The organism is Roseibium sp., from assembly GCF_965276855.1.
Taxonomy (GTDB): domain Bacteria; phylum Pseudomonadota; class Alphaproteobacteria; order Rhizobiales; family Stappiaceae; genus Roseibium.
Genome location: NZ_OZ255700.1, coordinates 63404 through 86603, shown reverse-complemented (window position 1 = coordinate 86603; position 23200 = coordinate 63404). Strand labels below are relative to the sequence as shown.

21 protein-coding genes and 1 tRNA gene are annotated in these 23200 nt (G+C 55.6%); 12 read left to right on the top strand and 10 right to left on the bottom strand.

All coding sequences use genetic code 11. The features are described from left to right. Positions 1 to 54 precede the first annotated feature (54 nt). The gene (locus ACQY4Z_RS00375) at positions 55 to 189 is read right to left on the bottom strand and encodes a hypothetical protein (RefSeq protein WP_428525676.1); all 135 of its coding nucleotides are present in this window, start codon (positions 187 to 189) and stop codon (positions 55 to 57) included. A 455-nt stretch (positions 190 to 644) separates the two neighbouring features. Continuing rightward, positions 645 to 1961, bottom strand: coding sequence for a tetratricopeptide repeat protein (locus tag ACQY4Z_RS00370; RefSeq protein WP_428525674.1), 1317 nt, complete (start codon positions 1959 to 1961; stop codon positions 645 to 647). Positions 1962 to 2133: 172 nt separating this feature from the next. Here ACQY4Z_RS00370 and ACQY4Z_RS00365 point away from each other — a divergent pair, with 172 nt between their 5' ends. The 3 genes from ACQY4Z_RS00365 (at position 2134) to ACQY4Z_RS00355 (ending at position 4876) form a co-directional block, all read left to right on the top strand. After that, complete coding sequence (locus ACQY4Z_RS00365; protein WP_428525672.1) at positions 2134 to 3834, top strand: sulfatase-like hydrolase/transferase; 1701 nt, start codon at positions 2134 to 2136, stop codon at positions 3832 to 3834. Between the two features lie 74 nt (positions 3835 to 3908). Beyond that, on the top strand, positions 3909 to 4046 hold the full coding sequence (locus ACQY4Z_RS00360) for a hypothetical protein (RefSeq protein WP_428525670.1): 138 nt from the start codon (positions 3909 to 3911) through the stop codon (positions 4044 to 4046). Then, positions 4043 to 4876, top strand: coding sequence for a hypothetical protein (locus tag ACQY4Z_RS00355; RefSeq protein ID WP_428525668.1), 834 nt, complete (start codon positions 4043 to 4045; stop codon positions 4874 to 4876). Before ACQY4Z_RS00360 ends, ACQY4Z_RS00355 begins: the two co-directional genes overlap by 4 nt. Before the next feature lie 1038 nt (positions 4877 to 5914). On the opposite strand, the gene ACQY4Z_RS00350 is transcribed toward ACQY4Z_RS00355, so the two are convergent. Together ACQY4Z_RS00350 and ACQY4Z_RS00345 are read right to left on the bottom strand one after the other, a co-directional pair. After that, positions 5915 to 7078: a vanadium-dependent haloperoxidase gene (locus ACQY4Z_RS00350; protein WP_428525666.1), complete on the bottom strand. Its 1164-nt coding sequence runs from the start codon at positions 7076 to 7078 to the stop codon at positions 5915 to 5917. A 76-nt stretch (positions 7079 to 7154) separates the two neighbouring features. Beyond that, positions 7155 to 8807 (bottom strand): sulfatase-like hydrolase/transferase, encoded by a 1653-nt coding sequence (locus ACQY4Z_RS00345; protein ID WP_428525664.1) that lies wholly within the window; start codon positions 8805 to 8807, stop codon positions 7155 to 7157. A 274-nt stretch (positions 8808 to 9081) separates the two neighbouring features. Between ACQY4Z_RS00345 and ACQY4Z_RS00340 the strand changes: the two genes are divergently transcribed. Further along, positions 9082 to 10059 carry a helix-turn-helix domain-containing protein gene (locus ACQY4Z_RS00340; protein WP_428525662.1) on the top strand — a complete coding sequence of 326 codons (978 nt, stop codon included), beginning with the start codon at positions 9082 to 9084 and terminating at the stop codon, positions 10057 to 10059. 197 nt (positions 10060 to 10256) lie between these two features. Here ACQY4Z_RS00340 and ACQY4Z_RS00335 read toward each other — a convergent pair whose 3' ends face one another. Together ACQY4Z_RS00335 and ACQY4Z_RS00330 are read right to left on the bottom strand one after the other, a co-directional pair. Beyond that, positions 10257 to 10505, bottom strand: coding sequence for a hypothetical protein (locus tag ACQY4Z_RS00335; RefSeq protein ID WP_428525660.1), 249 nt, complete (start codon positions 10503 to 10505; stop codon positions 10257 to 10259). Positions 10506 to 10721: 216 nt separating this feature from the next. Next, positions 10722 to 10795, bottom strand: a tRNA-Gln gene (locus tag ACQY4Z_RS00330). A 564-nt stretch (positions 10796 to 11359) separates the two neighbouring features. Here ACQY4Z_RS00330 and ACQY4Z_RS00325 point away from each other — a divergent pair. From ACQY4Z_RS00325 to ACQY4Z_RS00310, 4 genes are all read left to right on the top strand, one after another. Continuing rightward, positions 11360 to 12832, top strand: a complete 1473-nt coding sequence (locus ACQY4Z_RS00325) for a Ppx/GppA phosphatase family protein (protein ID WP_428525658.1) — start codon at positions 11360 to 11362, stop codon at positions 12830 to 12832. Beyond that, positions 12829 to 13539: an RlmE family RNA methyltransferase gene (locus ACQY4Z_RS00320; RefSeq protein ID WP_420337672.1), complete on the top strand. Its 711-nt coding sequence runs from the start codon at positions 12829 to 12831 to the stop codon at positions 13537 to 13539. The genes ACQY4Z_RS00325 and ACQY4Z_RS00320 overlap by 4 nt, the downstream gene beginning before the upstream one ends. Before the next feature lie 188 nt (positions 13540 to 13727). Then, positions 13728 to 15230 carry an IMP dehydrogenase gene (gene guaB, locus ACQY4Z_RS00315; protein WP_428525655.1) on the top strand — a complete coding sequence of 501 codons (1503 nt, stop codon included), beginning with the start codon at positions 13728 to 13730 and terminating at the stop codon, positions 15228 to 15230. Positions 15231 to 15287: 57 nt separating this feature from the next. Next, complete coding sequence (locus tag ACQY4Z_RS00310) at positions 15288 to 16580, top strand: RsmB/NOP family class I SAM-dependent RNA methyltransferase (RefSeq protein WP_428525653.1); 1293 nt, start codon at positions 15288 to 15290, stop codon at positions 16578 to 16580. Between the two features lie 5 nt (positions 16581 to 16585). Here the strand turns inward: ACQY4Z_RS00310 and ACQY4Z_RS00305 are convergent, their stop codons facing one another. Beyond that, a complete protein-coding gene (locus ACQY4Z_RS00305) occupies positions 16586 to 17842 on the bottom strand; it encodes a tetratricopeptide repeat protein (RefSeq protein ID WP_428525651.1) in 1257 nt (418 codons plus the stop codon). Positions 17843 to 18035: 193 nt separating this feature from the next. On the opposite strand from ACQY4Z_RS00305, the gene guaA reads away from it, so the two are divergent. The 3 genes from guaA to ACQY4Z_RS00290 are packed head-to-tail and all read left to right on the top strand — an operon-like array spanning position 18036 to position 20719. After that, on the top strand, positions 18036 to 19610 hold the full coding sequence (guaA, locus tag ACQY4Z_RS00300; protein ID WP_428525649.1) for a glutamine-hydrolyzing GMP synthase: 1575 nt from the start codon (positions 18036 to 18038) through the stop codon (positions 19608 to 19610). A gap of 7 nt (positions 19611 to 19617) precedes the next feature. Continuing rightward, a complete protein-coding gene (locus tag ACQY4Z_RS00295; protein ID WP_428525647.1) occupies positions 19618 to 20211 on the top strand; it encodes an SMI1/KNR4 family protein in 594 nt (197 codons plus the stop codon). Between the two features lie 55 nt (positions 20212 to 20266). After that, positions 20267 to 20719 (top strand): hypothetical protein, encoded by a 453-nt coding sequence (locus ACQY4Z_RS00290; RefSeq protein ID WP_428525645.1) that lies wholly within the window; start codon positions 20267 to 20269, stop codon positions 20717 to 20719. Positions 20720 to 20723: 4 nt separating this feature from the next. On the opposite strand, the gene ACQY4Z_RS00285 is transcribed toward ACQY4Z_RS00290, so the two are convergent. After that, positions 20724 to 21050 carry a TraR/DksA family transcriptional regulator gene (locus ACQY4Z_RS00285; RefSeq protein ID WP_428525643.1) on the bottom strand — a complete coding sequence of 109 codons (327 nt, stop codon included), beginning with the start codon at positions 21048 to 21050 and terminating at the stop codon, positions 20724 to 20726. 112 nt (positions 21051 to 21162) lie between these two features. After that, positions 21163 to 21882 (bottom strand): class I SAM-dependent methyltransferase, encoded by a 720-nt coding sequence (locus ACQY4Z_RS00280; RefSeq protein ID WP_428525641.1) that lies wholly within the window; start codon positions 21880 to 21882, stop codon positions 21163 to 21165. Positions 21883 to 22133: 251 nt separating this feature from the next. On the opposite strand from ACQY4Z_RS00280, the gene ACQY4Z_RS00275 reads away from it, so the two are divergent. Beyond that, a complete protein-coding gene (locus tag ACQY4Z_RS00275) occupies positions 22134 to 22502 on the top strand; it encodes a hypothetical protein (RefSeq protein WP_428525639.1) in 369 nt (122 codons plus the stop codon). Positions 22503 to 22506: 4 nt separating this feature from the next. On the opposite strand, the gene ACQY4Z_RS00270 is transcribed toward ACQY4Z_RS00275, so the two are convergent. After that, positions 22507 to 23142 carry a MarC family protein gene (locus ACQY4Z_RS00270; protein ID WP_428525637.1) on the bottom strand — a complete coding sequence of 212 codons (636 nt, stop codon included), beginning with the start codon at positions 23140 to 23142 and terminating at the stop codon, positions 22507 to 22509. Positions 23143 to 23200: the final 58 nt, after the last annotated feature.

Here is a 23200-nt window from a genome sequence, read left to right as displayed (position 1 = left end):
TCCTGAGGGGGGTCGGCTTTGAACTGCGTCCGCGTTTCAGGCAACGCTTGGTGATCACCCGTCCTCCAGAACCTTTTGCACCCACGCGCGTGCGGCTTCCTTAGCTTCATGCTGTGCGAACTCGGTTTCCAGGCGCATGACGAATGGCAGGATATCGGCACCGAATTTCTGGACGGGGAGGAGTGGCATTCAGGGCGGTCTTCAGCTGTGCCGATCTTTCTGTTCTGGGAATGCTGGTTTGGTATGCCCGGATGCTGGTCGTCGGCATCATAAATTTAATTGGTCAGCCGTACTGAGTAAACAGGCGGATAAATAAGACAGGTTATGGTCTCCGGATCCGGACACGGTTTTTGTTTGTTCGAAAGTCACGAATGGGAGGTTTTCGTCCAAAAAACGATGTTTCAAACATGAGAAAGCAATGACCCAGCAGCTGCCAACCGGTCGCCATTTGGTTCTCGCTGTTGACTTTCAAACAGCTTTTTTGCCCTCGACAAAACGTTGACTTTTTCGTGGGGGGAGGATGCAGTTATCGTTTCTCGATGACGTGTCTGTACCGTTGGCCAAGTTCCTGATCGGGTCTGCAGCGTCTTTGGAGAAGACTGCAGCCTGTGCCTGTCTGCATCAGCTCACCAAAACTCACCGGATCAGTGGGCAATTGCTGGATCGGTCCAGCCAGCAGCTTTCATCCTGGACAGGACGTTTTCCGCGTCGCTTTGGTTGGCGAAAATTCTGCGCAGTACCGAGGACAGCCGACTGTCCGGCCACGAGTTTTCAAAGGCTTTGACAAGTTCTTGTGCCTTCTTCTCGTCTCCACTGGCCTGATAAGAGGCGATGAGATGAGCAGTGTTGATCTCACTGACCGGATCACCGCTCTTTATCGCAGCGTTGAGGTGCTTGATAGACTGGTCGTAGTTGCCAAGATGAAAATAGGTGTTTCCAAGCGCATTCCGCCATGGCAGCCCTGAACCCCGGCGATTTTCATGATGCTGCGGATCCGCACTCGTGATTGCCCTTTCAAAATGTCCCGAAAACAGGGCGATGATGGCATCTATCTCCAGTGTATGCCGGTTGTCTGGTTCCAATTTGATCGCCCTTAGACTGGCCTCGTTCGCCGAGGTGTAGTCGCGTTTGACGAACAGCATAAAGGCCTTTGCAGAATGGGCCCACGCTCTCGTGGGATCCAGATAAATCGCGCGTTCAGCGAACTTTTCGGCATTTTGCATGTGCCGTGCCCGCGTTGCCGGTTCTGGTGACATTCCCGCCAAAACAGCAGATGCTTGGGATGCGCCTGCAAAACTGCCGTAGTAATTTGGGTCCAGTTCCATTGCATCTTCAAAAATGTCCAAGGCAGCGCTGACGCGGATAAGCTGAGCTGCGGGGAACAGCATCTCACGTGCTTCTTCAGACAGGTTTCTGGCAAGCAAGGCGGTTGGGGCCGTCTCGAACAATGCCGTCCTGCGCTCAGACGGTATCGATGAAGCCTCGGCTGATGGGGCGCGTTCGGGCCAGTAGATGTAAAGTATTCCAGTGAGGAGGCCAACAATGGCAACCGCAGCAGACATGCGCCCTCGGGAAACTAGGATTGTCTTCGGTTCATCGATTCGAGTTTGCGTCCCTTCTGACCAAACAAACCGAGGAGTGTATCCTCCTTTGTTGATTTGAATTCGAACGGGGTCACCTTCACCGTCCGTTGAATAATAGACCTCCAATTTTTGCCGCAGCCGTGTTGCATCCACCCGCACCACGGCTTCAGAATTTCGTTCGGCCTCGACATCTTTCGCGTAGACGTCTTTGAGGATCTGTTTTCCTCTTATTGCGGTATCCGAATCGTCGATTTCCTGTTTGACCACATAGGTAAGAAAGGACTTGAGGCGCTCGCTGTTGTCGAAACTGCTGCTGGCCAGCACACGTTCCAAGGCAGCCAGCTTGTCGGTTGTCGATACAGGTTTTTCTGCTGTCATCAGTGCGCCTTATCGCGTTTTGTAACCGTTTATTGCGTTGTTTTACGTTGTTCGTTCGACAAGCGACCAGCAGACATGGTCGGAAACTTCGGTTTGCCACACGCAGTTTCGGGAGAAACTTAGTATGTTCACGTTCGTCAGGCCACTTGAAAGTGTTTTCCTAGGATACGTCTTGGCTGCCATTTTAGGCGCGTCCGCAGTCTTTGCCCAGAACGGAACAGACATCATCCATGACGCCGAATATTACATCCTCGAAGCGCAAAACGGGACTGTCTGGCAGGTTGAAGACGATCAGCTCGACACCAAGCTGGCCGAGCTCAGAGAAAAATACGGAACGCCGCCAAACCTGATCCATTTGATGTGGGATGATCAACCATTTGGTGCTGTCGGCATTCCCGCCCTGCAGCAAATACGAGGCTATGAAACTCCAAACCTCAATCAGATGGCCGCAGAAGGCATGCTCTTCACCAGGATGTACACGGAGCCCGCCTGCACACCGACACGCGCTGCAGCATGGACGGGGCAATACGCCGTTCGCTCGGGCATGTATACGGTCGGTTTCCCTGTTGAATATGAGGGAATTGCAGCCGAGAATGTCACTATTGCAGAGGTGCTCAGCGAAGCCGGATATTCTACGGGCTTTTTCGGCAAGACCCATCTGGGCGATATCGAAGAATCCTATCCCCATAATCAAGGATACGACGAGGCGTTTACGGCGCTCTACAATCAATCCACCAGCTTGTGGAATGTCGAAGCGGAAGCCGCAAATGCGGTGGTTGGGCTGAAGACGGAGTTGCTTCCGAAAAATCCATACAAAAAAGACGCCACGTTTTTGCAGGACGGCTACGTTTTCTATGTCGAGGGGACCAAAGGTGGCCCAACACGCGAATGGTGCGGGACAAGCAATGAGTGCTACAGGTCTTTCGACACGGAAGCGCGCAACAGAACGTTTGATTTCATTCGGCGCAATGCTGAAGCAGGAAAACCGTTTTACGCCGCCTGGTGGCCTATGTGGATCAGCTTCATTCCGGATCCGAAAAAGGAAACCCTACAGCGTGGCCTCGTTGGTGAGGCCTACCACAAGTACCTTGACCCCGATGTGGGCCAATTGATGGACCTGCTAGAAGAGTTGGGTATCTCCGAGAACACACTCGTGATCGCGATGTCGGACAATGGTCCGATGACCCATAACCCGCCTGCCGGTGCGGGCTTGGGTGAAGGCCCGTTCCGTGGAGGAAAGGGTGATTTTCTGGAAGGCGGCGTTCGCGTAGCGGCACAAGCATGGTGGCCCGGAATGATTGAGCAAGGCCAGGTTGTTGGCGACATCATTCATGTCACGGATCTGTTCACCACCTTTGCGCGTCTGGGCGGTGCTTTGGAGTTTGTCCCAACAGACAGGGTCATTGATGGCGTGGACCAGACTTCTCTATTGCTAAACGGCGATAGCTTCAGCCGCCGCGACAGCTTGATGATCTATGCAGGGCCGCAGCTCGCCGCAAGTGTCAAAGATCATTACAAAATGCACTGGGTATCGGCAGATCCGTCACAGGCCGCGGCAGGGATCACGTCCGTTTTTGATCTTCTCAATGATCACCGTGAGACAAATCCGATTGTCGTGGGTGGGTTCCATTTCAAGGAACCGTTTCGGCGCATGCGGGCGCGGCATGAACAGTGGATTGCAAAATACCCGCACCTGGCGCGTGGGTATGGTCCGGCCTATACCTCGATCGAAAATGCGCGCCCCGAAACGGTTGCTTTAAGCGATCCGCCGGAGGCGTTGAAAAACCTGCCATTCGACCTCTTGGACTTCATTCAGCAGTTGCCAAACCTGCCGTTTGATCCGAGTGGCGATGTTGGCTTTGATTTCGACTAGAGGTTCTTGCGCCCACCAAGTGCGCCTACTTCGATGAGTTGCAGGCTTCTGTATTTACGAACAAGGACTTAAAAATGCTTGTCATGACTCCCGCAACTGAGGGACTGTTTGATGCAGAAGAAATCAAGGCCCATTGGGTTTGCGGTGAAGCCATTTTGGTGTTTGATCGCCTTGGCGGCGTGCACATGATTGGAATGAGAACGACCAAATGACACTCAAGAAACTGAAGACCCCCATCGCGAAACTGGGTTGCGGAATATTGGCGGCTGCAATGCTGCCGATGGCCGCGATTGCGGCGGATCTTCCGCAAGCCCCGGCTCCACAACCCGTTCCGGTGAATGAGCGCGTCAACAAAACCTGGGAATTTGTGCTGGCACCCTATTTCGTCGGGGCGAATATCGTCGGGACATCCCAGATTGGCCGCTTGCCGTCCACCGACATCGATGTGGGCACCTCAGACATCCTGTCGAACCTGCGCTTTGGCTTCATGGGCCGGGCAGAAGCGGTCTATCAGCAGCGGTTCGGCGCGATGGTGGATGTGGCCTACATGAACCTTGCGAACTCGACCGACGCGCTCTTGCCGGGCGGGCGGATCCGGGTTGGCGGTGATCAGCTCATCGTGGAGGGCATGCTGTTCTACAGGGCCTACTCAACACCGCAATCCTATGTCGACCTCATTGCGGGCGCGCGGTACTGGGATATCAACCTCGATTTCAATCGCACCGGAACCGTTGCGGGCAATTTCGACATTTCCCGCGGCGCCGACTGGATTGATCCGGTCATCGGCGTGCGCGGATTTCACAAGCTAAATGAAAAATGGTCCGTCAGTGGCCGCGGAGACATTGGCGGTTTCGGAGCTGCGTCCGACTTCACCTGGAACGTTCAGGCCGGCATCGGGTACCACTTCAACCAGGTCTGGTCGACGCATCTTCAGTACAAGGCACTCGGCGTTGACTACAGCAACGGCAAGTCGGGCATCGACAGCTTTGCCTACGACACCGTTACGCACGGACCACTTCTGGGCGTTGTGGCGCGGTTTTGATAAGGCCCGTTGCTAATTCCGCATTTTATCCTGCCGATCCGAAACGGTCTGTCCGGCAAATTATGTGTCAAGTTTGCATTAGAAACGCATCGGTCCGGCTGATCACCTTTCTTTGGTGGTTGCCGGATGGGTCCTGGTAAGGGTTTCGGATGGAAAATCGCCGAATAACCGCCGAAAAAGAGTGTTAAACACAAACTAACCAGACTAAGCCATCACAAACCAAATTGGCCTCAAATTTCTGCGGATTGTGGAGGCAACGCTCGAAAATGACTGAAGTACTCCGGTTATCTCCATTCGGTAAAACGTCCGAAACGTTTGCAGAGCAGATGTTTCCGCCGATCTTATAGTACGACGGCTCTCCGCCAATATTCGTCTCAAACCGCATATACCAGCCTATTAACTTGGGATCGCAGTGTACGAAACACGGCCGTCGGCAATGGAGTGGTCCCATTGTCGGCAGCGTATGCGTTCCGAATTCTCAAGGCTGCTTTTGAGGGATGAGGCGAGGGCGATTTCGGAATAACCGGCAATCACTGAGGCCTTGAAACCGGTGCCATCCGTTCTTGCGTTTTTGGCCAAACGATCCTGCGCGCTACAGCTGCACCAGTCGTGTAACGTGCAGGAACGGGTGGCATTTAGGGCTTATCCGGGATTATCTGCGAATCTGTGGAAATTGGCGGTTTTTTAAGGCTTTGAAGGGTATTTCATGCCGCGTTGAAACATTCCTTCCGCGGATACTATTGGCGCCGAACGTTGGCTTGGACCGCGCAAGTCGAAAAAGCAATTTCAAAGATGCCAGAATACGGCTTCATGCCGGGAACGGGGAAGGGGAGTGAGGCGCTTGGTTCCCGGGGGCAATTTTTCTAAGTATGCTTCGTTTCAAGCGGGACCCACCCAACCAATGGTGGGGACTGACGTTCCCCATTCCAAACTCCATATTATGCGAAACCGCCGCGGGCATGTTCAGAGGTCGGTCGATTCCGGCCCAAAGCTGCCAAACGCCATGGGGCATTGCAACATCGCGCCTACGGATCTTCTTCATTGGCTCACTTGCATCAAGGCATTGGAAGATATGTAGTCCGTAATCTGTTTCGACATGCGCCAGCCCGCCTCAACGTCATGCATGAAGTGTTCGCCATTGTAGATCCGCGATTGGCCCAATTCGGCTTGCATGTCCGACAACCGCTCGAAGTTTCGCGTGCCCGGTTTGTCGAGATACCGATATTCAAAGGTCACGTCATCGGTCCCAATCAGGTGCCCAACCATGTTGGCGAAGTAGCTGCCCAATGTGCCACCGCCAGACGCATAGGAATAACTGAGATCTTCAGGTGGGACATTGTTGCCGAACATAACCCATGACGGATCACCCGCCGTGAGTGGGTTGCCGTCGGTGTCACCTTTATGTATCGCGGCGACGGGCCGGTCGGTTTTGTAAACGCCCTTGCTTGCAGTAACCGAAAGAATGGCATCGTGCTGCCCGCCAGCAAACAAAGCCAAGCTGCGCGCAAACTCGGGGCCTTCAAGCCCAGCCGCCGCGATGATTTTTTCTGCATTGAAGTGCTTTGCCGCCATGGTGCCTGTACGATTATCGCTCCAGAACTTGGCGATCTCGCCCTGCTCGGCCGTACGGACCGTACTTTTCATACCGCCGAAGTCTTTTACCTGATTGTAATCCTGGGCGTATTTTTCGCTGTCAATAGCAGGGGGCGGCGGAGGCATAAACTGATCATCGCCTGTAAGGAAAAAGACTTCGCGGACACCGCTATGCCTTGAGTTGACAGCGTCAAATGCAGCGTTTCCAACTGCCTTGGCCGCGGCGATCTCGCTGTCAGTTGCGGATTTTACAAGTGTCTCGAGACGGGCGTCGAGCGCTTTGGTACTCCCGCCGTATATTGCGCTCAGTGCAGCGTGCGCAGCGTAACTTGCCGCAAGATCTGCCCGCGCGTCGCTGGGCAGGATTGCGCCGCTATAGGTCTCCCACTGTGCGCCGGTGCTGGCGTTTACAGCTTCGAAGACGGACAGGTAAAACACCCCAACTTGACTGTTGTAGGTCGCTGGATGGGGGGTCGGAGCGGCGGCTTCCGCGTTTCGCATTTCCTCGCCCCAAGCGAGGATGGCTTCACTCGTGGCGTCCGCCATTGCGCTATTCGCGAATGACAGCATGCTCAGCCCAAGAACAAAGCGCAGAATTACAGATCTCATCGGGTTTCCTTTTTTGTCTCGTTTTACAAGCTCTGGAGGCGCTCCCCGATTATGATCGAGGAGCGCGTGCGGGTTCTTATTGCCAGCTCATAAAGACATCGCGGGCACGTTCGCTTTCTGGCCGCAAGTTCTCGATACCCCCATAGGGCTCATCTTTGCCTAAAGGCAGATGGGGAAACTCGGTGATCCGCTTTTCATGACGCTTAACCATGTCCTGAAAGGATGCCCCCGACCACAGTGATGTTCCCACGAGAGCCCTCTCTTCGCGTGGGTCATGCAGCAAGTTGAACACAGGAGCCGCCGCGCCCGGGACGCCAGGAGGAGGCAGGTGCATCTTGTGATTGCCCTTCACAACCGAGCGCAACAAGGTGCCTTCGTAGATGTAGACATAGTCACGACGACCATTTCCTTCTCCTTCCAGCAGGAGGGCTGTTTGGTTGAGGCCGTCAATGATGCGATCCCTCGGGATAAACTCAGTTGCGCCTGCGATATTGGCAAGCGTCGTGAAGAAATCGGAGACGTGGAAGATATCTCCCGCATAGCTCCCTGCTTCAATCCCCGAAGGCCACCTTATGAAGGCATCCACGCGCACGCCACCTTCAAGATGGTCAAGTTTGCCGCCACGATAGACCAGTTCCGAGAGGCCGGAGTTTGGCTGATACTGCTTGAACATGCCGTTGTCTGCCATGAACACGACGATGGTATTGTCAGCAATTCCCAGATCTTCAAGCTTTGCAAGCAATTCGCCAAAATAGTCGTCCACGACCTCGACCTTGTCTGCCATGAAACCCCCGTTTCGCGAACGAGACTGTTCAGGGTATACAAAGTTGATCGGGTAGAGCGGCCAGTAGTTTAGGAAGAAAGGCTCGTCTTGTCCGGCAAGACGTTCCAGTTGCTCAAGCGCCTGCCTCTGATACCGTGCATTCATTTCATCATAATGCGCTTGCGTCCATTCTTCTCCGGCTTCGAAATTCACTTCCCGCGCCAGTCCGCCAACCTCAGCCTCGACACCGGTGACCAAACCAAACGGTTTGAACCTGTCATCCATTTGAAACTGATTGGACTGCCCGGTCGAATGCCAGCCAACCATATTGTTGGCCTGAAGGGCCTCCCGGGTCATTAAGGACAGCTGCGCCTGTTGGTGCAGCGGAAAGGCTGCCCAATCAAAGCCCTGATTGTGCGGGTAGGCTTCTTCAATGTCGCCCTGGTGCCATTTACCGACATGCGCCGTGTTGTATCCTGCCTCGCCAAGAATTTCGGCCAATGTGACCTCGTCTCCGCTCAGGCCTTCTCCAATCAGGGCAACTTTGACTTCTTTAAGTCCGGTCCGGACCGGGTGCCGGCCAGTTAGAAATGCGGCCCTTGTCGGCGTGCACGATGGTTCGGTGTACATCCGCATCATCGACATGCCTTCGGCCGCAAAATTGTTGATGTTGGGCGTGTCAAAACCGGTCACGTAATTCAGCGCGCGGTTGCCCATCTGCCCGAAACTTACATCATCAATCAACATGTAAAGAATATTCGGGCGGTCGCCGCCATTGGCATCCCGAATTTCTTTGAGCCTTGCATCTATTTCAGCATCTTGCGCATCCCAAACATCCCCGTATTGGGCGCGCAGGAAGTCATATTCGCCGTCGTGAATGATGGGAGCATTCTGAGACTTTGCCGGTGCGGCGAAAACCGTCAGCAGCGCCAAAGCAACGGCACTGGTGGCTCGCAGGTTCGTCATGATTACCAAGTTTCCTTCCTTTCACCATGCCTGTGCATTGTTTGACCAAGCCGTTCAGACCCCATGGCCGTATCAGACTGGGTGGATTGTTGGCCAAAGTCCGGCAAGAGTTTGTGAGCGGGTGATGGCAGACCAAAAGCATTCCGTTCAGAGCGTGGGTCACCTGACGGGGTGTTTGGCCGGTCCATATGTGTCTCTTAAATTCAGTCATTGTCAGTTGACACATTCGATGTTTTGCTTCGTCAAAACCTTGTGACAGTGGCACGAAGCTTTTTTGAAGCACATCAAAAATTCGCCACATGTCTTCCCTGGAGAGGAAAACTCAGTGCAGACTTTTTCAGCCACCGAACAATTTGAATTGTCTCATCCGAACGAGTTTGGAGCTTTATCGCCATGGGAACTTGACTTTCGCCAGCTCGATGCCGGAGCAATGTCAACTAAAATTGCTGTCCGTGAGGGCCGAAACTCGTCCATTTTAAACATCGCAACGGACCGGCCTGTTCATCAACGCGGCGCGTGTCCGAATGGTGTCGTTACCTTTGGGATTGCAAACGGCGGCACGGTTATGAATTGGCAGGGACAAGAGTTGGACCGTGATGCATTTTTAACTTTTGGAAACAACGACGGTTTTGATGGCGTAACCACAGAAGCGTTTGTCGGCCATGTCGTGTCATTCGATACTGCGGCATTCTCAAGCTTCGCTGGTGCTTGCGGGTACCAAACGTCTGGAGAGGAACCGGCAACACGGGTGTTACAGTCCGAGCAATCATCACGGCGAATGGCCGGGCTTAAACGCCGCCTGGTTGGTGCGTTGTTTGACCCGCATATGCCCTACGACATGGAGTTGGAAGCGTCTCTCATGCTTGATGTCCTGTCGATTCTGACGGACGGAGAACTGCATGAGGACAAAAGCGATGCACAGCTGCGGAACCGAGCGGTCACAAGAGCCATAGACCTCATGCATGCCCACATCAGTGACCCGCTTCCCATCAAAGAACTTTGCAGATCTTCCGAAGCATCATGGCGGACGCTTGACAGGGGGTTCAAGGACCGGTTTGGGTGCGGTCCCAAGGCCTACTATGTCAGACTTCGACTGACTCAGGTCAGACTGGGTCTGCTTGCACGTGCGCCCTCAGAATTGATTGCGGAAATCGCTAATCGGCATGGTTTCTGGCACATGGGTCAGTTTGCGGATGTTTACCGACGCTTCTTTGGCGAGCTTCCTTCCGAGACAAATAGTAAACAAAAATAAAGGGTCCTAATTACGTGAATCGAGGATTTGGCATCGCCACTTTATCGGGCATGCCAGTTTCTTGTTCCGAATTTTATCTACTGATCAATTTTGCCGTTTCTGAAATACATTTGATATGTAAAATTGACATTGCAACAAATGCGAGTTTAAATTTGATGCGACAGCTTCTGGTTTCTTTGTCGCAATCCGAACCACGGTCAAGCCTCGCGTTTCCCGGCGCCGGGCTCATTTATCGCTTGGTTCAATGTTTTTGTCAGGTGGGTCTCCAGCCAGGGCAGGAGGCTCTTGAGTTCAAGTATGTCCGCCGGATCTTCGGCCTTGGCCATCAGAAGATTGTAAGCAATGGCGAGCTCCGAGGCCAAGGCGTCCGCCGGCAGGCGTATTTCGGCTTCGGCATGAACCTGGCTGACGATCCGCGCGTTCAAGGTCGAGGAAGTCGACGTCACTTATTCCGCCAACCGGAGCGGGGCAAAACAAGTCACAGAGCTGTTGATCAGCAATTGAGTACTGTTGCGGCTAATGGGACAGATGGCCTAAAAACCGGTGCCATCCGTTCTTGCGCGTAAGGCCAAACGATCTTGCGCGCTGCAAGAATCGATTGAGAGAACAGATTTTCACGCCTGTTTTCTATATATATATACATCAATGATTTGTTGATTAGTTGGCTGGGGAACCTGGATTCGAACCAGGACTAACAGAGTCAGAGTCTGCGGGTCTACCGTTAACCTATTCCCCAATCCGGGCCGCGCACGGCTGGCGGGCGGAGGCACAACTTGGGCGCCTCGATTGGTGAGGCGCGTATACATCCAACCGTCACCCGAATGCAAGAGCAACTTGCACTTTTTTGGCCATAAAATTCCCAAGGGCTCTTGCGCGTGACAATCCCCTGATCCGCCCTTTGACAATTTGCCAAGCGTGGTTCTTTCCGAGCGGCGGTCAACCTGATACAGTTTTCCCAACTAAAGGACTTGCTCCGGGTAAGTGGTGCGCTGCAACGCACGCTAACCCGGGGCATCGAAAGGCAAAAAAAGTGACTCATTCAGGTCAGGAACCGCCCGAATCCGGGCGAAGTGCCCCTGATGTGTCCGGACAAAACGCAGCGCTCAAGGAGCGCAAGGGACGAAACCGACGGCGCCGGAAAAACCGAGCCGGTCAGGCTTCAGGAGCACCGGGAAGGGAGGCCATCAGGCCGGCCAGCCCAGCTTCTTCAAATGGAGCTGACGCCACAAATGTCTCTTTAGCGGCCGGACAGACCAGACCCGCTGACGCCAAATTGGCGAATGGTTCAGCTGATTCCGGTGTGGCGAATCCGGCGCAGCGGAAAAAGAAACGGCGCGGGCGGCGCCGGTCGACCCAGGCCGGATCCACCAGCGCGGTTGGTTCCGGCAATTCTCAGCTTGAGGCAACTGGTGGCGCCTTGACGGCACCACAGTCTGACGGAGTGCCGTCCGCAAAGGGCAAAAAAGCAGCCAACCGCCGGGGGCGAAAACGGTGGAAGGCGAAAAAGCATGGCAGTCAAGCCGAGCAGATTGTGCAAACCAAGCCCATCGGTGGCACGACGGGAAGTGCAGATACCGACCCAGCTGCGGCTGTGAATGGAGTGTCAAAGCCGGAGGGGACACATCGGCCGCCTGAGGCTCCTGTGAGGGATCCGCAGTTTCAGCGGCGCCCCCGTCAGCGCGGGCCCGAAGGCAATCGGCATGGTCATCGCCGACATTCGCTTCCCACGACCGGCAATGCGCCTCTTTATGCTGCGCTCGATCTTGGAACGAACAATTGCCGTTTGCTGATCGCGCGTCCCGAAGAACGTGGTTTTCGCGTCGTCGATGCCTATTCCCGGATCGTGCGGCTCGGGGAAGGGGTCGGCGCACACCGGCGGCTTGGCGATGCGGCCATGGACCGCGCAATTGATGCGTTGGCCCAGTGCCATCGCAAGCTGGCGGAACGCGGCGTCGAACGGTCCCGTCTGATCGCAACGGAAGCCTGCCGGGCGGCCGAAAACGGGGCAGACTTCATTTCGCGTGTTCAGGCTGAGACCGGCCTCGCCTTGGAAATCGTCAATCGGGAAACCGAAGCACGGCTTGCTGTGGCAGGATGTGCATCCCTGGTTGATCATGATGCCGACGGCGTCATTTTGTTTGATATCGGCGGCGGCTCTTCTGAAATCGTCTGGCTCGACCTGCGCAACAGATGCGGCGCGCGCGGATATGCACTGACGCGGTTCATCCGGTCCTGGATCTCCTTGCCGGTTGGTGTTGTCAATTTGGCCGAGCGGCACGGCGGCGTTCATGTCACACCGGACATCTTTGAAGCCATGGTGGACGATGCGGCCGATCATCTGGCCGAGTTCAACCTTGCAGATGATCTTTCCGAAGCGATCTCCAGCGGCAAGGTTCATATGCTTGGTACCTCGGGCACGGTAACAACTCTGGCCGGGGTTCATCTTGGGCTCCGGCGCTACGATCGCCGGCGCGTCGACGGCACCTGGCTGGAAGACACACAAGTCGGCGGTATGATTGATCAGCTGCGCGACATGCCGTATGAGGCGCGCGTCAGCAATCCTTGCATCGGCGAAGACCGGGCCGACCTGGTGCTGGCCGGCTGTGCGATTTTGGAGGCCATCCGGCGGCGCTGGAGTTGCCCGAGATTGAGGGTTGCGGACCGCGGGTTGCGCGAAGGCATCTTGACCGAGTTGATGGCGGCCGACGGTGTGTGGGCGCGCAGGAAAAACGGGCCGCGGCAAGGACGTGGCCGCCCGAGGAACAGACAATGAGTGGATCGAAAAAACGGGGATCTGGTGACCGCGGTATGCACGTCAAGGTCAAGACGGCGGCCGGGCGGCGGGAATCGTCGACCCGCTGGCTCTCGCGGCAATTGAACGATCCGTATGTCCGGCGCGCCAAAATTGACGGCTACCGGTCACGCGCCGCTTACAAGCTGATCGAGATTGACGACAAGCACAAGCTCTTGAAACCCGGCTACCGGGTGGTGGACTTGGGCTGTGCGCCGGGCGGTTGGTGTCAGATTGCAGTCGACCGGGTCAAGTCGACGGTCGAGTCTCCGAAGGTCGTCGGGATCGACTATCTGGATATGGATCACGTGCGCGGCGCGGTGTTCCTGAAGAAAGACTTTCTGGATGACGACGCCCCGGCAGCATTGATGGAAGCGCTCGGCGGACACAAACCGGATGTTGTCCTGTCGGATATGGCGGCGCCGACAACGGGCCATAAACAGACCGATCACCTGCGCACCACGCATCTCTTTGAAATCGCGATCGACTTTGCACGCCGCAATCTTGTTCCTGGCGGGTCCTTTTTGGCCAAAGTGTTTCGCGGCGGGACGGAGAACGCCATGCTTCAGGAGTTGAAGCGGGAGTTCAAATCCGTTGCGCACCTGAAACCTCCTGCAAGCCGGAAGGAAAGCCCGGAGCTTTATGTGATTGCCAAGGGTTTTCGCGGCAGCGACCTGCCTGAAGACTGAACTCATAGGCAGTGTTTGGAAACAACGGCGATGGAAAGTGCAGGGCCTGTTCGAACAGGCCCTTTTCATTCTGTCACCTGCATGTTATTCACCCGCGCCAACTTCTCCGGCACAGCCGAAGCGACTCGACAAGATGCAGGCTCTCCTAAAAGCGTGCGTCTCAATTTGTATTTATAGGGGAATTGGCAATGGCATCTTTCTTTGTCCCATCGACCGGGCAACAAGCCCTGACCTTCGACGATGTGCTGCTGATCCCCGGTCACTCGGAAGTCATGCCGGGTGATGTTGATCTGCGCACGAAGGTCACCCGCGAACTTGAGCTGAACATTCCGATCCTGTCGTCGGCCATGGATACGGTTACCGAAGGCCGTTTGGCGATTGCCATGGCTCAGGCCGGCGGCATCGGTGTCATTCACCGCAACCTCTCTCTGGACCAGCAGGCTGAAGAGGTCCGCATGGTCAAGAAGTTCGAATCCGGCATGGTTGTGAACCCGCTGGTGATTGGACCGGATGCCAGCCTGCAGGACGCGCTTGATCTGATGAAACGTTTCGGGATCTCGGGCGTTCCGGTTGTTGAGAATGGCGGAACCGGCGGTCAGGTGACGGGCAAGCTTGTTGGCATTTTGACAAACCGCGATGTGCGCTTTGCATCCAATCCGGACCAGAAAATCCGCGAGCTGATGACCAGCTCCAATCTGGTAACGGTCAATGATAACGTCAAACAAGACGAAGCCAAACGCTTGCTCCACCAAAACCGCATTGAAAAATTGCTTGTGGTTGATGACGCCGGCAATTGTACCGGCCTAATCACGGTCAAGGATATGGAAAAGGCGCAGCTCAACCCGAATGCGTCCAAGGATGCCCAAGGACGTTTGCGTGTCGCTGCAGCGACCAGCGTTGGTGAAGAGGGATTTGCCCGCGCCGAGCGTCTGATTGATGCCGGGGTCGACATGGTGGTGGTCGATACGGCCCACGGCCATTCCCAGAAGGTTCTTGACCAGGTCAACCGGGTCAAAAAACTCTCCAACTCGGTGCAGGTTCTGGCCGGTAACGTGGCCACTGCAGAAGCGACAAAAGCGCTCATTGATGCCGGGGCGGATGCCGTAAAGGTCGGAATTGGTCCCGGATCCATCTGCACAACGCGGATCGTGGCGGGTGTCGGCGTCCCGCAGCTGACCGCGATCATTGAATCGGTCAACGAAGCCAACAAACAAGGTGTTCCGGTCGTCGCCGATGGGGGCATCAAGTTTTCGGGAGACCTTGCGAAGGCAATTGCTGCCGGTGCAGCTTCCGTGATGGTTGGCTCACTGCTTGCCGGCACTGAAGAAAGCCCAGGCGAGGTCTATCTGCACCAGGGCCGGTCTTATAAATCTTATCGCGGCATGGGTTCCGTTGGCGCCATGGCGCGCGGTTCGGCCGACCGCTATTTCCAGGCCGAAGTCCGGGACAGTCTAAAGTTGGTCCCAGAAGGTATCGAAGGTCAGGTTCCGTACAAGGGCATGCTCGGCAGTGTACTCCATCAGTTGGCAGGCGGTCTGCGCGCAGCCATGGGTTATGTCGGTGGCAAGACCATTGAGGACTTCCAGGAAAAAGCACGCTTTGTCCAAATTTCCGGCGCGGGTTTGCGGGAAAGTCATGCGCATGACGTGACCATCACCCGCGAGAGCCCGAATTATCCATCAAACGTTTGATCGACTGTACATATCGAAGGAGCCGGTCTGATGTCGGCTCTTTTCAAAGGGTAAGCAATGAAAGACGGCGGACGCCTCGCGGCGGCAATTGAAGTCCTGGACGAAGTGGAACGCCGTCATCGGCCGGTCCAGGTTGCCTTGAAAGAATGGGGATCCGCGCACCGGTTTGCCGGGTCGGGTGATCGCACCGTCATAGGGAATCTCGTCTTTGACGCCCTTCGCAACCGGGCCTCTTTATCAGCTCAAATGCAGGACGACAGACCGCGTGCACTGGCGCTCGCGACCTATGTGCTGACTTGGGACAAAGGTCTTGAGGCGCTGACCACTGTTTTGAACGAAGACCGGCATGCGCCCGAGCCGTTGACCGACGCTGAGGCAGACCGTCTTGCCGCGCCTGTGCCGAACGAATTACAGCCCTGGCAGGCGGCCGATGTGCCGGAATGGCTGTGGCCCAAATTTTCCGTGGTTTTTGGCGAAAATGCTGTCGCCGAGGGCAGGGCCCTCGCACAGCGCGCACCGGTCGACATGCGGGTGAATACCCTGAAGTCGGATCGCGAAAAACTCTTGAAAAAACTCAGCCATGCAGGCGCCCAAGAGACCGGTTTGTCGCCGCTTGGAATGCGCATTGAAGCAAAGCCGGGTCTTGGCCGGATGCCGCATGTTCAGGCTGAAGAGGGCTACCGCAAAGGCTGGTTCGACCTTCAAGATGAGGCCAGTCAGCTGGCAGCCTTGTTGGCGGGGGCTCAGCCCGGACAACAGGTTCTGGATTATTGTGCAGGCGGTGGTGGCAAGACGCTGGCGCTGGCAGCCGCCATGGAGAACAAAGGTCAGCTCTATGCCTATGATGCAGATCGTTTGCGCCTTGCTCCGATCCATGAACGGCTGCAGCGGGCCGGTGTCCGCAACATACAGGTTCGTGATCCCGCGAGCTCCACGCTGGACGACCTGAAGGGGCAGATGGATCTTGTCTTCATTGATGCGCCATGCACGGGCACCGGTGTCTGGCGCCGCCGGCCGGATTCAAAATGGAAATTGACGGAAAAAGCGCTCAACGATCGCATGAACGATCAGGTGCATGTGCTTGATAATGCAAAAGAGTACGTGAAGTTTGGCGGACGTTTGGTGTACGCAACTTGCTCGTTACTCCCAGAAGAAAATGCCAACCAAATCAGCCGGTTTCTCTCCGAAAATCCGGACTTTACATCTGTATCTGCATTAGATGTCTGGACCGCAATGCTGCCGGGCAAGCCAGCTCCAGCCTATGTTACCGAGCGCGGTGACCTGACCTTGACGCCTGCATCCACCAAGACGGATGGCTTCTTCATCGCGATCCTGGAGCGGACTGCGTAAGTCTTTTAGGACATATCTCTTCGGCTGAGCCCGAGCACATTCGGCAAAGGTTCGTCTGGGCTTGCGCCGAATTTCGGTTTTTCACCGTCTCCGGAAAACTGAATTGCTTCGGTCTTATCTCCGGATTCCGTTTGTTTTGCTTCCGTACCATCGACGGAAACGCCGTACGCAGCCGTCTCTGTTGCGTTGTTGATTTCCGCTGTTTCTTTATCTGGTTCCGAGCTCTGCGCTGCTTTGCTGTCGGTATTGCCGACACCGGCCGAAGTGCTCTTGGTTGATTTTGCAGCACCCTCCGATGCCTTGATCAGCTTTTCAACCAGCGTCCGAATTTCGGGATCGAGGTTCTTGCCGCTGCCCGATGTCAAAACCACGCGGGCCTGGTTCGGAAACTTGAGTGCGGCCAAGGCTGCACCAAGGGCATTTGCAGGGCTGCGGCTTTCCGGGTTTGCATCAACCGCCTGCAAGGCGTACCGGAGCGCTGCACCGAATTTGCCGAGCTTGCGGCAAATGACGCTGAGACGGGTCACCAATTCAGTGTTGCCCGGCGCAAGGCGGAGGGCTTCCGTCCCGGTCTCCAGGGCGTCTTCGATATCCCCGCGGCCTTCCAATGCCTGGCTCAGGATGTCAAAGGCGTCCGGATTGTCTGCGTCTTGCTCAGCGGCCTGAACTGCCAACGAGATGACTTCGTCGTAGCGTTTCGATTTGAGGAGGGTCCGGGAAAGACCTAGCAGCGCCGGCACATGGTGCGGAGCGGCTTTTATCAGTTTCCGGTATGCGGCCACAGCCTGCGGTGCCTGTCCATCCTTTTCCAATACCTCAGCCACAACGGTCTGTGCTGCGGGGCTGTTCGGCAATAGAGCTGACAACCGCTGCGCATAAGGTGCCGCGAGCCGTGGCTGCTGGCGTTTCAACAGAAGTTTGGACAGTCCAAACAATGCGTTCTTATGGTCCGGATCCCGATCCAGAACCTCCCGGAAATTGCTCTCAGCCAAGTCCAGGTCATTCATCAGCAGCTGGCAGTTGGCAAGGCTGGCGCGGGCGTCGATATGGGTCGGATCAGCAAAGATGAGCCGGCGCAAACGGGATTGCGCTTCTTCAAGCTCGCCGGTCCGCAGCAACGTAGAGGCAGCCCGATAGGCAATTTCGGTGTCATGCGGAAGCATGTCACTTGCGCGCAGATAGCCGGTCTTGGCTCTCAGGAGGTCTCCGTTGGCTTCAAAGCCAAGGGCCTGGTCGTAAATTTCGCGGGCAGCTGCGGTCATGGTGCTCGGTTGGGCTTGTTATTGATTCATTAACCTAGGGCAGCCGGGGAGTCTGGAGCAAACGCCAAATCCAACCGTACACAGCTTCTCCCGGACTGTTGGACAGAACAGCAACAGGCAAAATCTTGTGCGAGAGCGTTTGCGGCGCAAGAATCGGGTTCAATTTCGGCAAAAAGGCAGGTAGAAGCGCGCCATGACACATCATCACGACCGCCTCCTTATCATCGACTTCGGTTCGCAGGTGACCCAGCTGATCGCCCGTCGTTTGCGCGAGCTGAATGTCTACTGCGAAATCCACCCGTATCAAAACGTCACCGACGCGTTTTTGGCCGAATTCGCGCCAAAGGCAGTGATCTTCTCCGGCGGGCCGGATTCCGTGACGCGGGAAGGCTCACCGCGCCCACCGGAAAGTGTTTACAGCATCGGTGTTCCGATCCTCGGCATCTGCTACGGCCAGCAAGTGATGATGCAGCAGCTGGGCGGTGAAGTGCATGGCGGTAAGATATCCGGCGGTGGCGGCACCGCGGAATTCGGTCGGGCGTTCGTCACGCCTGCCGGCACAGATCTGTCGATCCTGAACGGCTGGTTTGCGGGCGGCAAGGAGCAGGTCTGGATGAGCCATGGCGATCACGTCGCCAAGCTCGCGCCCGGTTTCGAGGTGTTCGGAACCTCGCCGAACGCTCCTTACGCGATCACCGCGGACACGGACCGGAACTTTTACGCCGTTCAGTTCCACCCGGAAGTGCACCACACACCGAACGGCAAGACGCTTTACGAGAATTTCGTCAAGCTGGCCGGTTTCACCGGTGACTGGACGATGGGCGCCTACAAGGACGACGCGATCGAGAAGATCCGTCAGCAGGTCGGTGACAAGAAAGTCATCTGCGGTTTGTCGGGTGGTGTCGACAGCTCCGTGGCCGCTGTCCTGATCCATGAGGCCATCGGCGACCAGCTAACATGTGTTTTCGTCGACCACGGTCTGTTGCGGCTAAACGAGGCGGAAGAAGTCGTCTCTATGTTCCGGGACAACTATAACATTCCTCTGATCCATGCCGACGAGAGCGATCTGTTCCTTGGCGAACTGGATGGTCAATCCGATCCGGAAACCAAGCGCAAGATCATCGGAAAGCTGTTCATCGACGTGTTCCAGAAACACGCCAATGAGATTGAAGGCGCGGAGTTCCTGGCTCAAGGTACGCTTTATCCGGATGTGATTGAAAGCGTCAGCTTCTCAGGCGGGCCTTCGGTAACGATCAAATCGCACCACAACGTGGGCGGCCTGCCGGAAAAGATGGGTTTGAAACTGGTCGAGCCACTGCGCGAATTGTTCAAGGACGAGGTGAGGGCGCTTGGCCGGGAGCTTGGCTTGCCGGAGAGTTTCATCGGTCGTCATCCGTTTCCAGGACCGGGCCTTGCCATCCGCTGCCCGGGTGAAATCACCCGCGATAAGCTGGAAATCCTGCGCAAGGCGGACGCGGTCTATATTGACCAGATCCGCAAGCACGGCCTGTACGATGAAATCTGGCAGGCGTTTGTTGCGATCCTGCCGGTGCGCACGGTCGGTGTGATGGGTGATGGCCGAACTTACGATTACGCCTGTGCGCTCCGTGCCGTAACCTCCGTCGACGGCATGACCGCGGACTATTATCCTTTCACGCATGAATTCCTGGGCGAAACTGCCACCCGGATCATCAACGAGGTCGAAGGCATCAACCGCGTGACCTACGACATCACGTCGAAGCCTCCGGGCACGATTGAGTGGGAATGATGCTCTCATGAGCCGATTTGGCGCTGTCCTTGCCAGTATCGGTCACAAAACATGGATAAGGATTACACAAGTTCTCCATCTGCCAGACGGTCGGCAATTGCCCTATGGGGCTGCGAACGAGGAATTGGCTCAGTTCGCCACAAAATGGTACCATCCGGACTACAGACCAGATCGTGTCACAGCAGACGAGATGGATAAGCTGGAGCGTGAATTCGATATCAGCTTACCCAAAGACTACAGGGCGCAAATCTTAAACACAGGGCTGCCAACTCCGACACTAGCACTGATGAACGCGATTGTTGAAGATAGCATCGACTTGATTGATTTAAATGAGCTTTTTAAGCCGGCTCAAGCAATCGCGACGACAGAACAATGGCGGACTGCGGGTCTTCCCAATGAGTTGCTCGCAATTGGAGCTGATTCAGTAGGTAATCTGTTTTGCTTTAACGTAAATGACTTGAAACACGAATGTGCCGTTGCACGAGTTTATCTTTGGGATCATGATTTCGGTGCCACTGAGAAGATCAGCAGATCGTTTTCGAATTGGATAGGCGAATATACTGGGAAATGGTCGACCGGTTACACATACAAGGACTTTTGAGCTGCCCATCGATCTTGAACCGGATTGCACTAATTGCGCTGCGCTTTGCTGCGTCGTGTTTGCGTTCGACAAGTCCGAGTCATTTGGTCTGGACAAGGCGGCGGGTGAGGAATGCCCGAACCTCAACACCGACAACACTTGCAAGATTTTTGAAGAACGGGTTGAACGTGGATTTCCGGGCTGCGTGAGCTACACGTGTTTCGGAGCCGGCCAACGGGTTACTCAAGAGGTCTTTGGTGGCGCGAGTTGGCGTGGAGAGCCGGCGCTAAAAGCCAGGATGGGCGTGGCCTTGTCAGTCATGCGGCGGATCCACGAACAACTGGTTCTGTTGAACGCTGCGCGGCAATTGCCGCTGACGCCGGAACACAGCGCGCAAATAAAATCCTTCGAGGAAATTTTGTATTCAAATGACCCGTGGACCGAAGAGACACTTTCCCGGTTCTCAATCGATAGAGTTGCCAGCGATATCGGAAACTGGATGAAGCAACTGCGCGGACTGGTCTCCTGACGCCCTATTTCGCGCAGCGGATACAAAAGGCGGCTGCCGGATCGACCTCAAGACGTTTTGCAGCAATGTCTTCGCCGCAGTCGACACAATAGCCGTATTCTCCCTCATCCAGGCGCTTGAGCGCCGCTTCAATCCGTTGAATATCGGCGCGGCGCTGACGCTCGGAGGCTTGTGCCATGGCTTGTCCCTGGAGAGCGTCCATGCGCGAGAGCCGGCCAACGGCCTGTTGGTCCAGCATGACGGTCGCGCGCGCGTCCTCGGAGATCTCGCTGAAGCTCTCAAGCTCTGCCTTCAGCTTGACCAGCGTTTCTCGAACCGCCGCATCGTTCATTGAGGTATCCTCCCGTCCCGCAGGCCAGTTTGCCAGATTGGGACCGGACATCACAAGACGGTGCAGTTCGGAGACTGTTGCCGAGCGGGTTATGTTTTACGGGATCCGCGGATCAGGACGTGTGTGGTTTTTGTGCGACCGCAAAGATGTTTTTGCCCAGCAAGTGCCGCGCCCCAACAGCGTCGATTTTCTTGCTGAGAGGAAAGACGTACTTGTTGTAAAACTCATAGGAAGACGCTGAGCCGAGACCGCCCTCGACGTCATACCCGACAAGCTTCACCACAAGGCTGGCAAAGAACCCCAGGCTATCCACGTAGTGGCAGTCCTTGATATCGAAGCCGCAGGTCTGGAGTTTATGCAAAAGATCTGTTCTGGAATAACGGCGATAATGTCCGACGGACCGGTCCAATCCGGAGAATAGCAACTGAAAGGCTGGAAGGTAGAGGACCAGCTTTCCTCCCGGCCGCAAGGCATCAAAACACGCGCTGATAGACGCCTGATCATCTTCAATATGTTCAAGCACGTTGGAACTGTAAATTCCGTCAACCCGGTCTCGCAGATCAAGAAGGTTAGCGGAAACCTGGTATCCGCGATGGCGCAGAATTGATTGTGCGGTTTGATCGATTTCGATGCACGTGGGCCTCACGGCAGTTTTTTGATGTACGACATTCGCCAGGGTCCCAATCCCGGCGCCGAAGTCCGCGATATCCTTGCAATCTCGAAGCGCAGCGGTAATCAGCTCCACAATGTATTCGTTGTATTCCGGCATCGATTTCTCGACGAACTCAAGTTCCTTGAGGCCAGAATAGGACGTGTTGGCAGCAGACTGCATAGCGGGCTCACATCAATACGATTAGTCGAATTTCAGTAGAAACCAGGAGTTCTAAATAAAAGCTGAAGTTTAGGCAGTTTGGACGAGTTTAAGGTCCTTGCGACCCGATTGTTTGGGTATCATTTTAAGGTCTTGGAGTCCCCTAGATCGCACTTGCCTTAGAGTATTTCTCCAGTGACATAAGTTTGATTTCTTGTCCTCACGTTTTAGCGGCAGCCTAGCCTGCCAGTTGCAGCCATTGGAGCATTCGAATGCAGGGAAAAAGGGTCATCTTCACCGCCGGAATTATCTGCATGATTCTCTCCGGGACAGGAAACGCAGACGACGTAGAGATCGTTGATGCAACGGCGAAAGAGGGTGCCGGCGGGTGGACGTTTTCGGTTACGCTCAAGCATGGCGACACGGGCTGGGACCACTATGCTGATCTTTGGGAGGTCTACACGCCGGAGGGTGAACTCCTTGGCAAAAGGGTCTTGGCGCACCCGCATGTCAACGAACAACCATTTACCCGGTCCTTGTCGGGTGTTCAGATCCCCGAAGGTGTCACGACTGTGATTATCCGCGCAAGGGACAGCGTGCACGGTGTCTCGCCGCAGGAATTCCGTTTGGAGCTTCCGTAACCGGTTACGCGAGGAAAGCCAGGATCCCGTCGGCGACAAATTGCACTGAAAGAGCTGCGAGCAGGACCCCCAGAAGACGCGTGATGACCAGCTGAGCTGTGTCCCCAAGCGCGCGCTCAATGCGTTCTGCCAGCAAGAAAGCTCCGAGGCAGCTGATGAGGATGATCAGGATCACTCCGCCAAGGCCGGCATATGTCAGGGTGTCCGGAGCCTGGCTGGACAGGAGGATGATCGCGGAAATGGCGGCCGGGCCGGAAATCAAGGGAATGGCGAGCGGAAAGATGGCGAGTTCGTTGATGGTTGCATGATGCGCCTCAGCGGATTCCATCGCTTTTTCAGCCGTTTCGCTTTTGCGTTCCTGCCGTTTTCCGAAAATCATCTCAATGGCGATCAGGAACAACAAAATGCCGCCGGCGACCCGGAACGCGGAGACCGAGATGCCCAGCACATTCAGCACCGTCTGTCCGGTGAAGTAGAACAGACCCAAAATGCCCGCTGCAGTGATGGTGGCCCGGATGGCGACCCGGCGCCGGTCAGCGGAGCTCATGCCGGCGGTAATCGCCAGAAACATGGGGGCCAAGCCGACAGGGTCGATGGTCACGAACAGCGTGGCGAAGGCATTGATGTAAAAGTCGATCATCCTGTGTCTCCGACCTACTGCAGGGGGCGTTTGTCCTGCGTTTTACAGGGGTTTTGGT

Excerpts from the sequence above, each read along its gene's own strand:
- ACQY4Z_RS00360 (WP_428525670.1), top strand. The coding sequence starts at position 3,909 with ATGCTTGTCATGACTCCCGCAACTGAGGGACTGTTTGATGCAGAAGAA.
- guaA (WP_428525649.1), top strand. The coding sequence starts at position 18,036 with ATGACACATCATCACGACCGCCTCCTTATCATCGACTTCGGTTCGCAG.
- ACQY4Z_RS00310 (WP_428525653.1), top strand. The coding sequence starts at position 15,288 with ATGAAAGACGGCGGACGCCTCGCGGCGGCAATTGAAGTCCTGGACGAA.
- ACQY4Z_RS00285 (WP_428525643.1), bottom strand. The coding sequence starts at position 21,050 with ATGAACGATGCGGCGGTTCGAGAAACGCTGGTCAAGCTGAAGGCAGAG.
- ACQY4Z_RS00280 (WP_428525641.1), bottom strand. The coding sequence starts at position 21,882 with ATGCAGTCTGCTGCCAACACGTCCTATTCTGGCCTCAAGGAACTTGAG.
- ACQY4Z_RS00375 (WP_428525676.1), bottom strand. The coding sequence starts at position 189 with ATGCCACTCCTCCCCGTCCAGAAATTCGGTGCCGATATCCTGCCATTC.
- ACQY4Z_RS00350 (WP_428525666.1), bottom strand. The coding sequence starts at position 7,078 with ATGAGATCTGTAATTCTGCGCTTTGTTCTTGGGCTGAGCATGCTGTCA.
- ACQY4Z_RS00355 (WP_428525668.1), top strand. The coding sequence starts at position 4,043 with ATGACACTCAAGAAACTGAAGACCCCCATCGCGAAACTGGGTTGCGGA.
- ACQY4Z_RS00370 (WP_428525674.1), bottom strand. The coding sequence starts at position 1,961 with ATGACAGCAGAAAAACCTGTATCGACAACCGACAAGCTGGCTGCCTTG.
- ACQY4Z_RS00345 (WP_428525664.1), bottom strand. The coding sequence starts at position 8,807 with ATGACGAACCTGCGAGCCACCAGTGCCGTTGCTTTGGCGCTGCTGACG.
- ACQY4Z_RS00275 (WP_428525639.1), top strand. The coding sequence starts at position 22,134 with ATGCAGGGAAAAAGGGTCATCTTCACCGCCGGAATTATCTGCATGATT.
- guaB (WP_428525655.1), top strand. The coding sequence starts at position 13,728 with ATGGCATCTTTCTTTGTCCCATCGACCGGGCAACAAGCCCTGACCTTC.
- ACQY4Z_RS00295 (WP_428525647.1), top strand. The coding sequence starts at position 19,618 with ATGAGCCGATTTGGCGCTGTCCTTGCCAGTATCGGTCACAAAACATGG.
- ACQY4Z_RS00270 (WP_428525637.1), bottom strand. The coding sequence starts at position 23,142 with ATGATCGACTTTTACATCAATGCCTTCGCCACGCTGTTCGTGACCATC.
- ACQY4Z_RS00320 (WP_420337672.1), top strand. The coding sequence starts at position 12,829 with ATGAGTGGATCGAAAAAACGGGGATCTGGTGACCGCGGTATGCACGTC.
- ACQY4Z_RS00305 (WP_428525651.1), bottom strand. The coding sequence starts at position 17,842 with ATGACCGCAGCTGCCCGCGAAATTTACGACCAGGCCCTTGGCTTTGAA.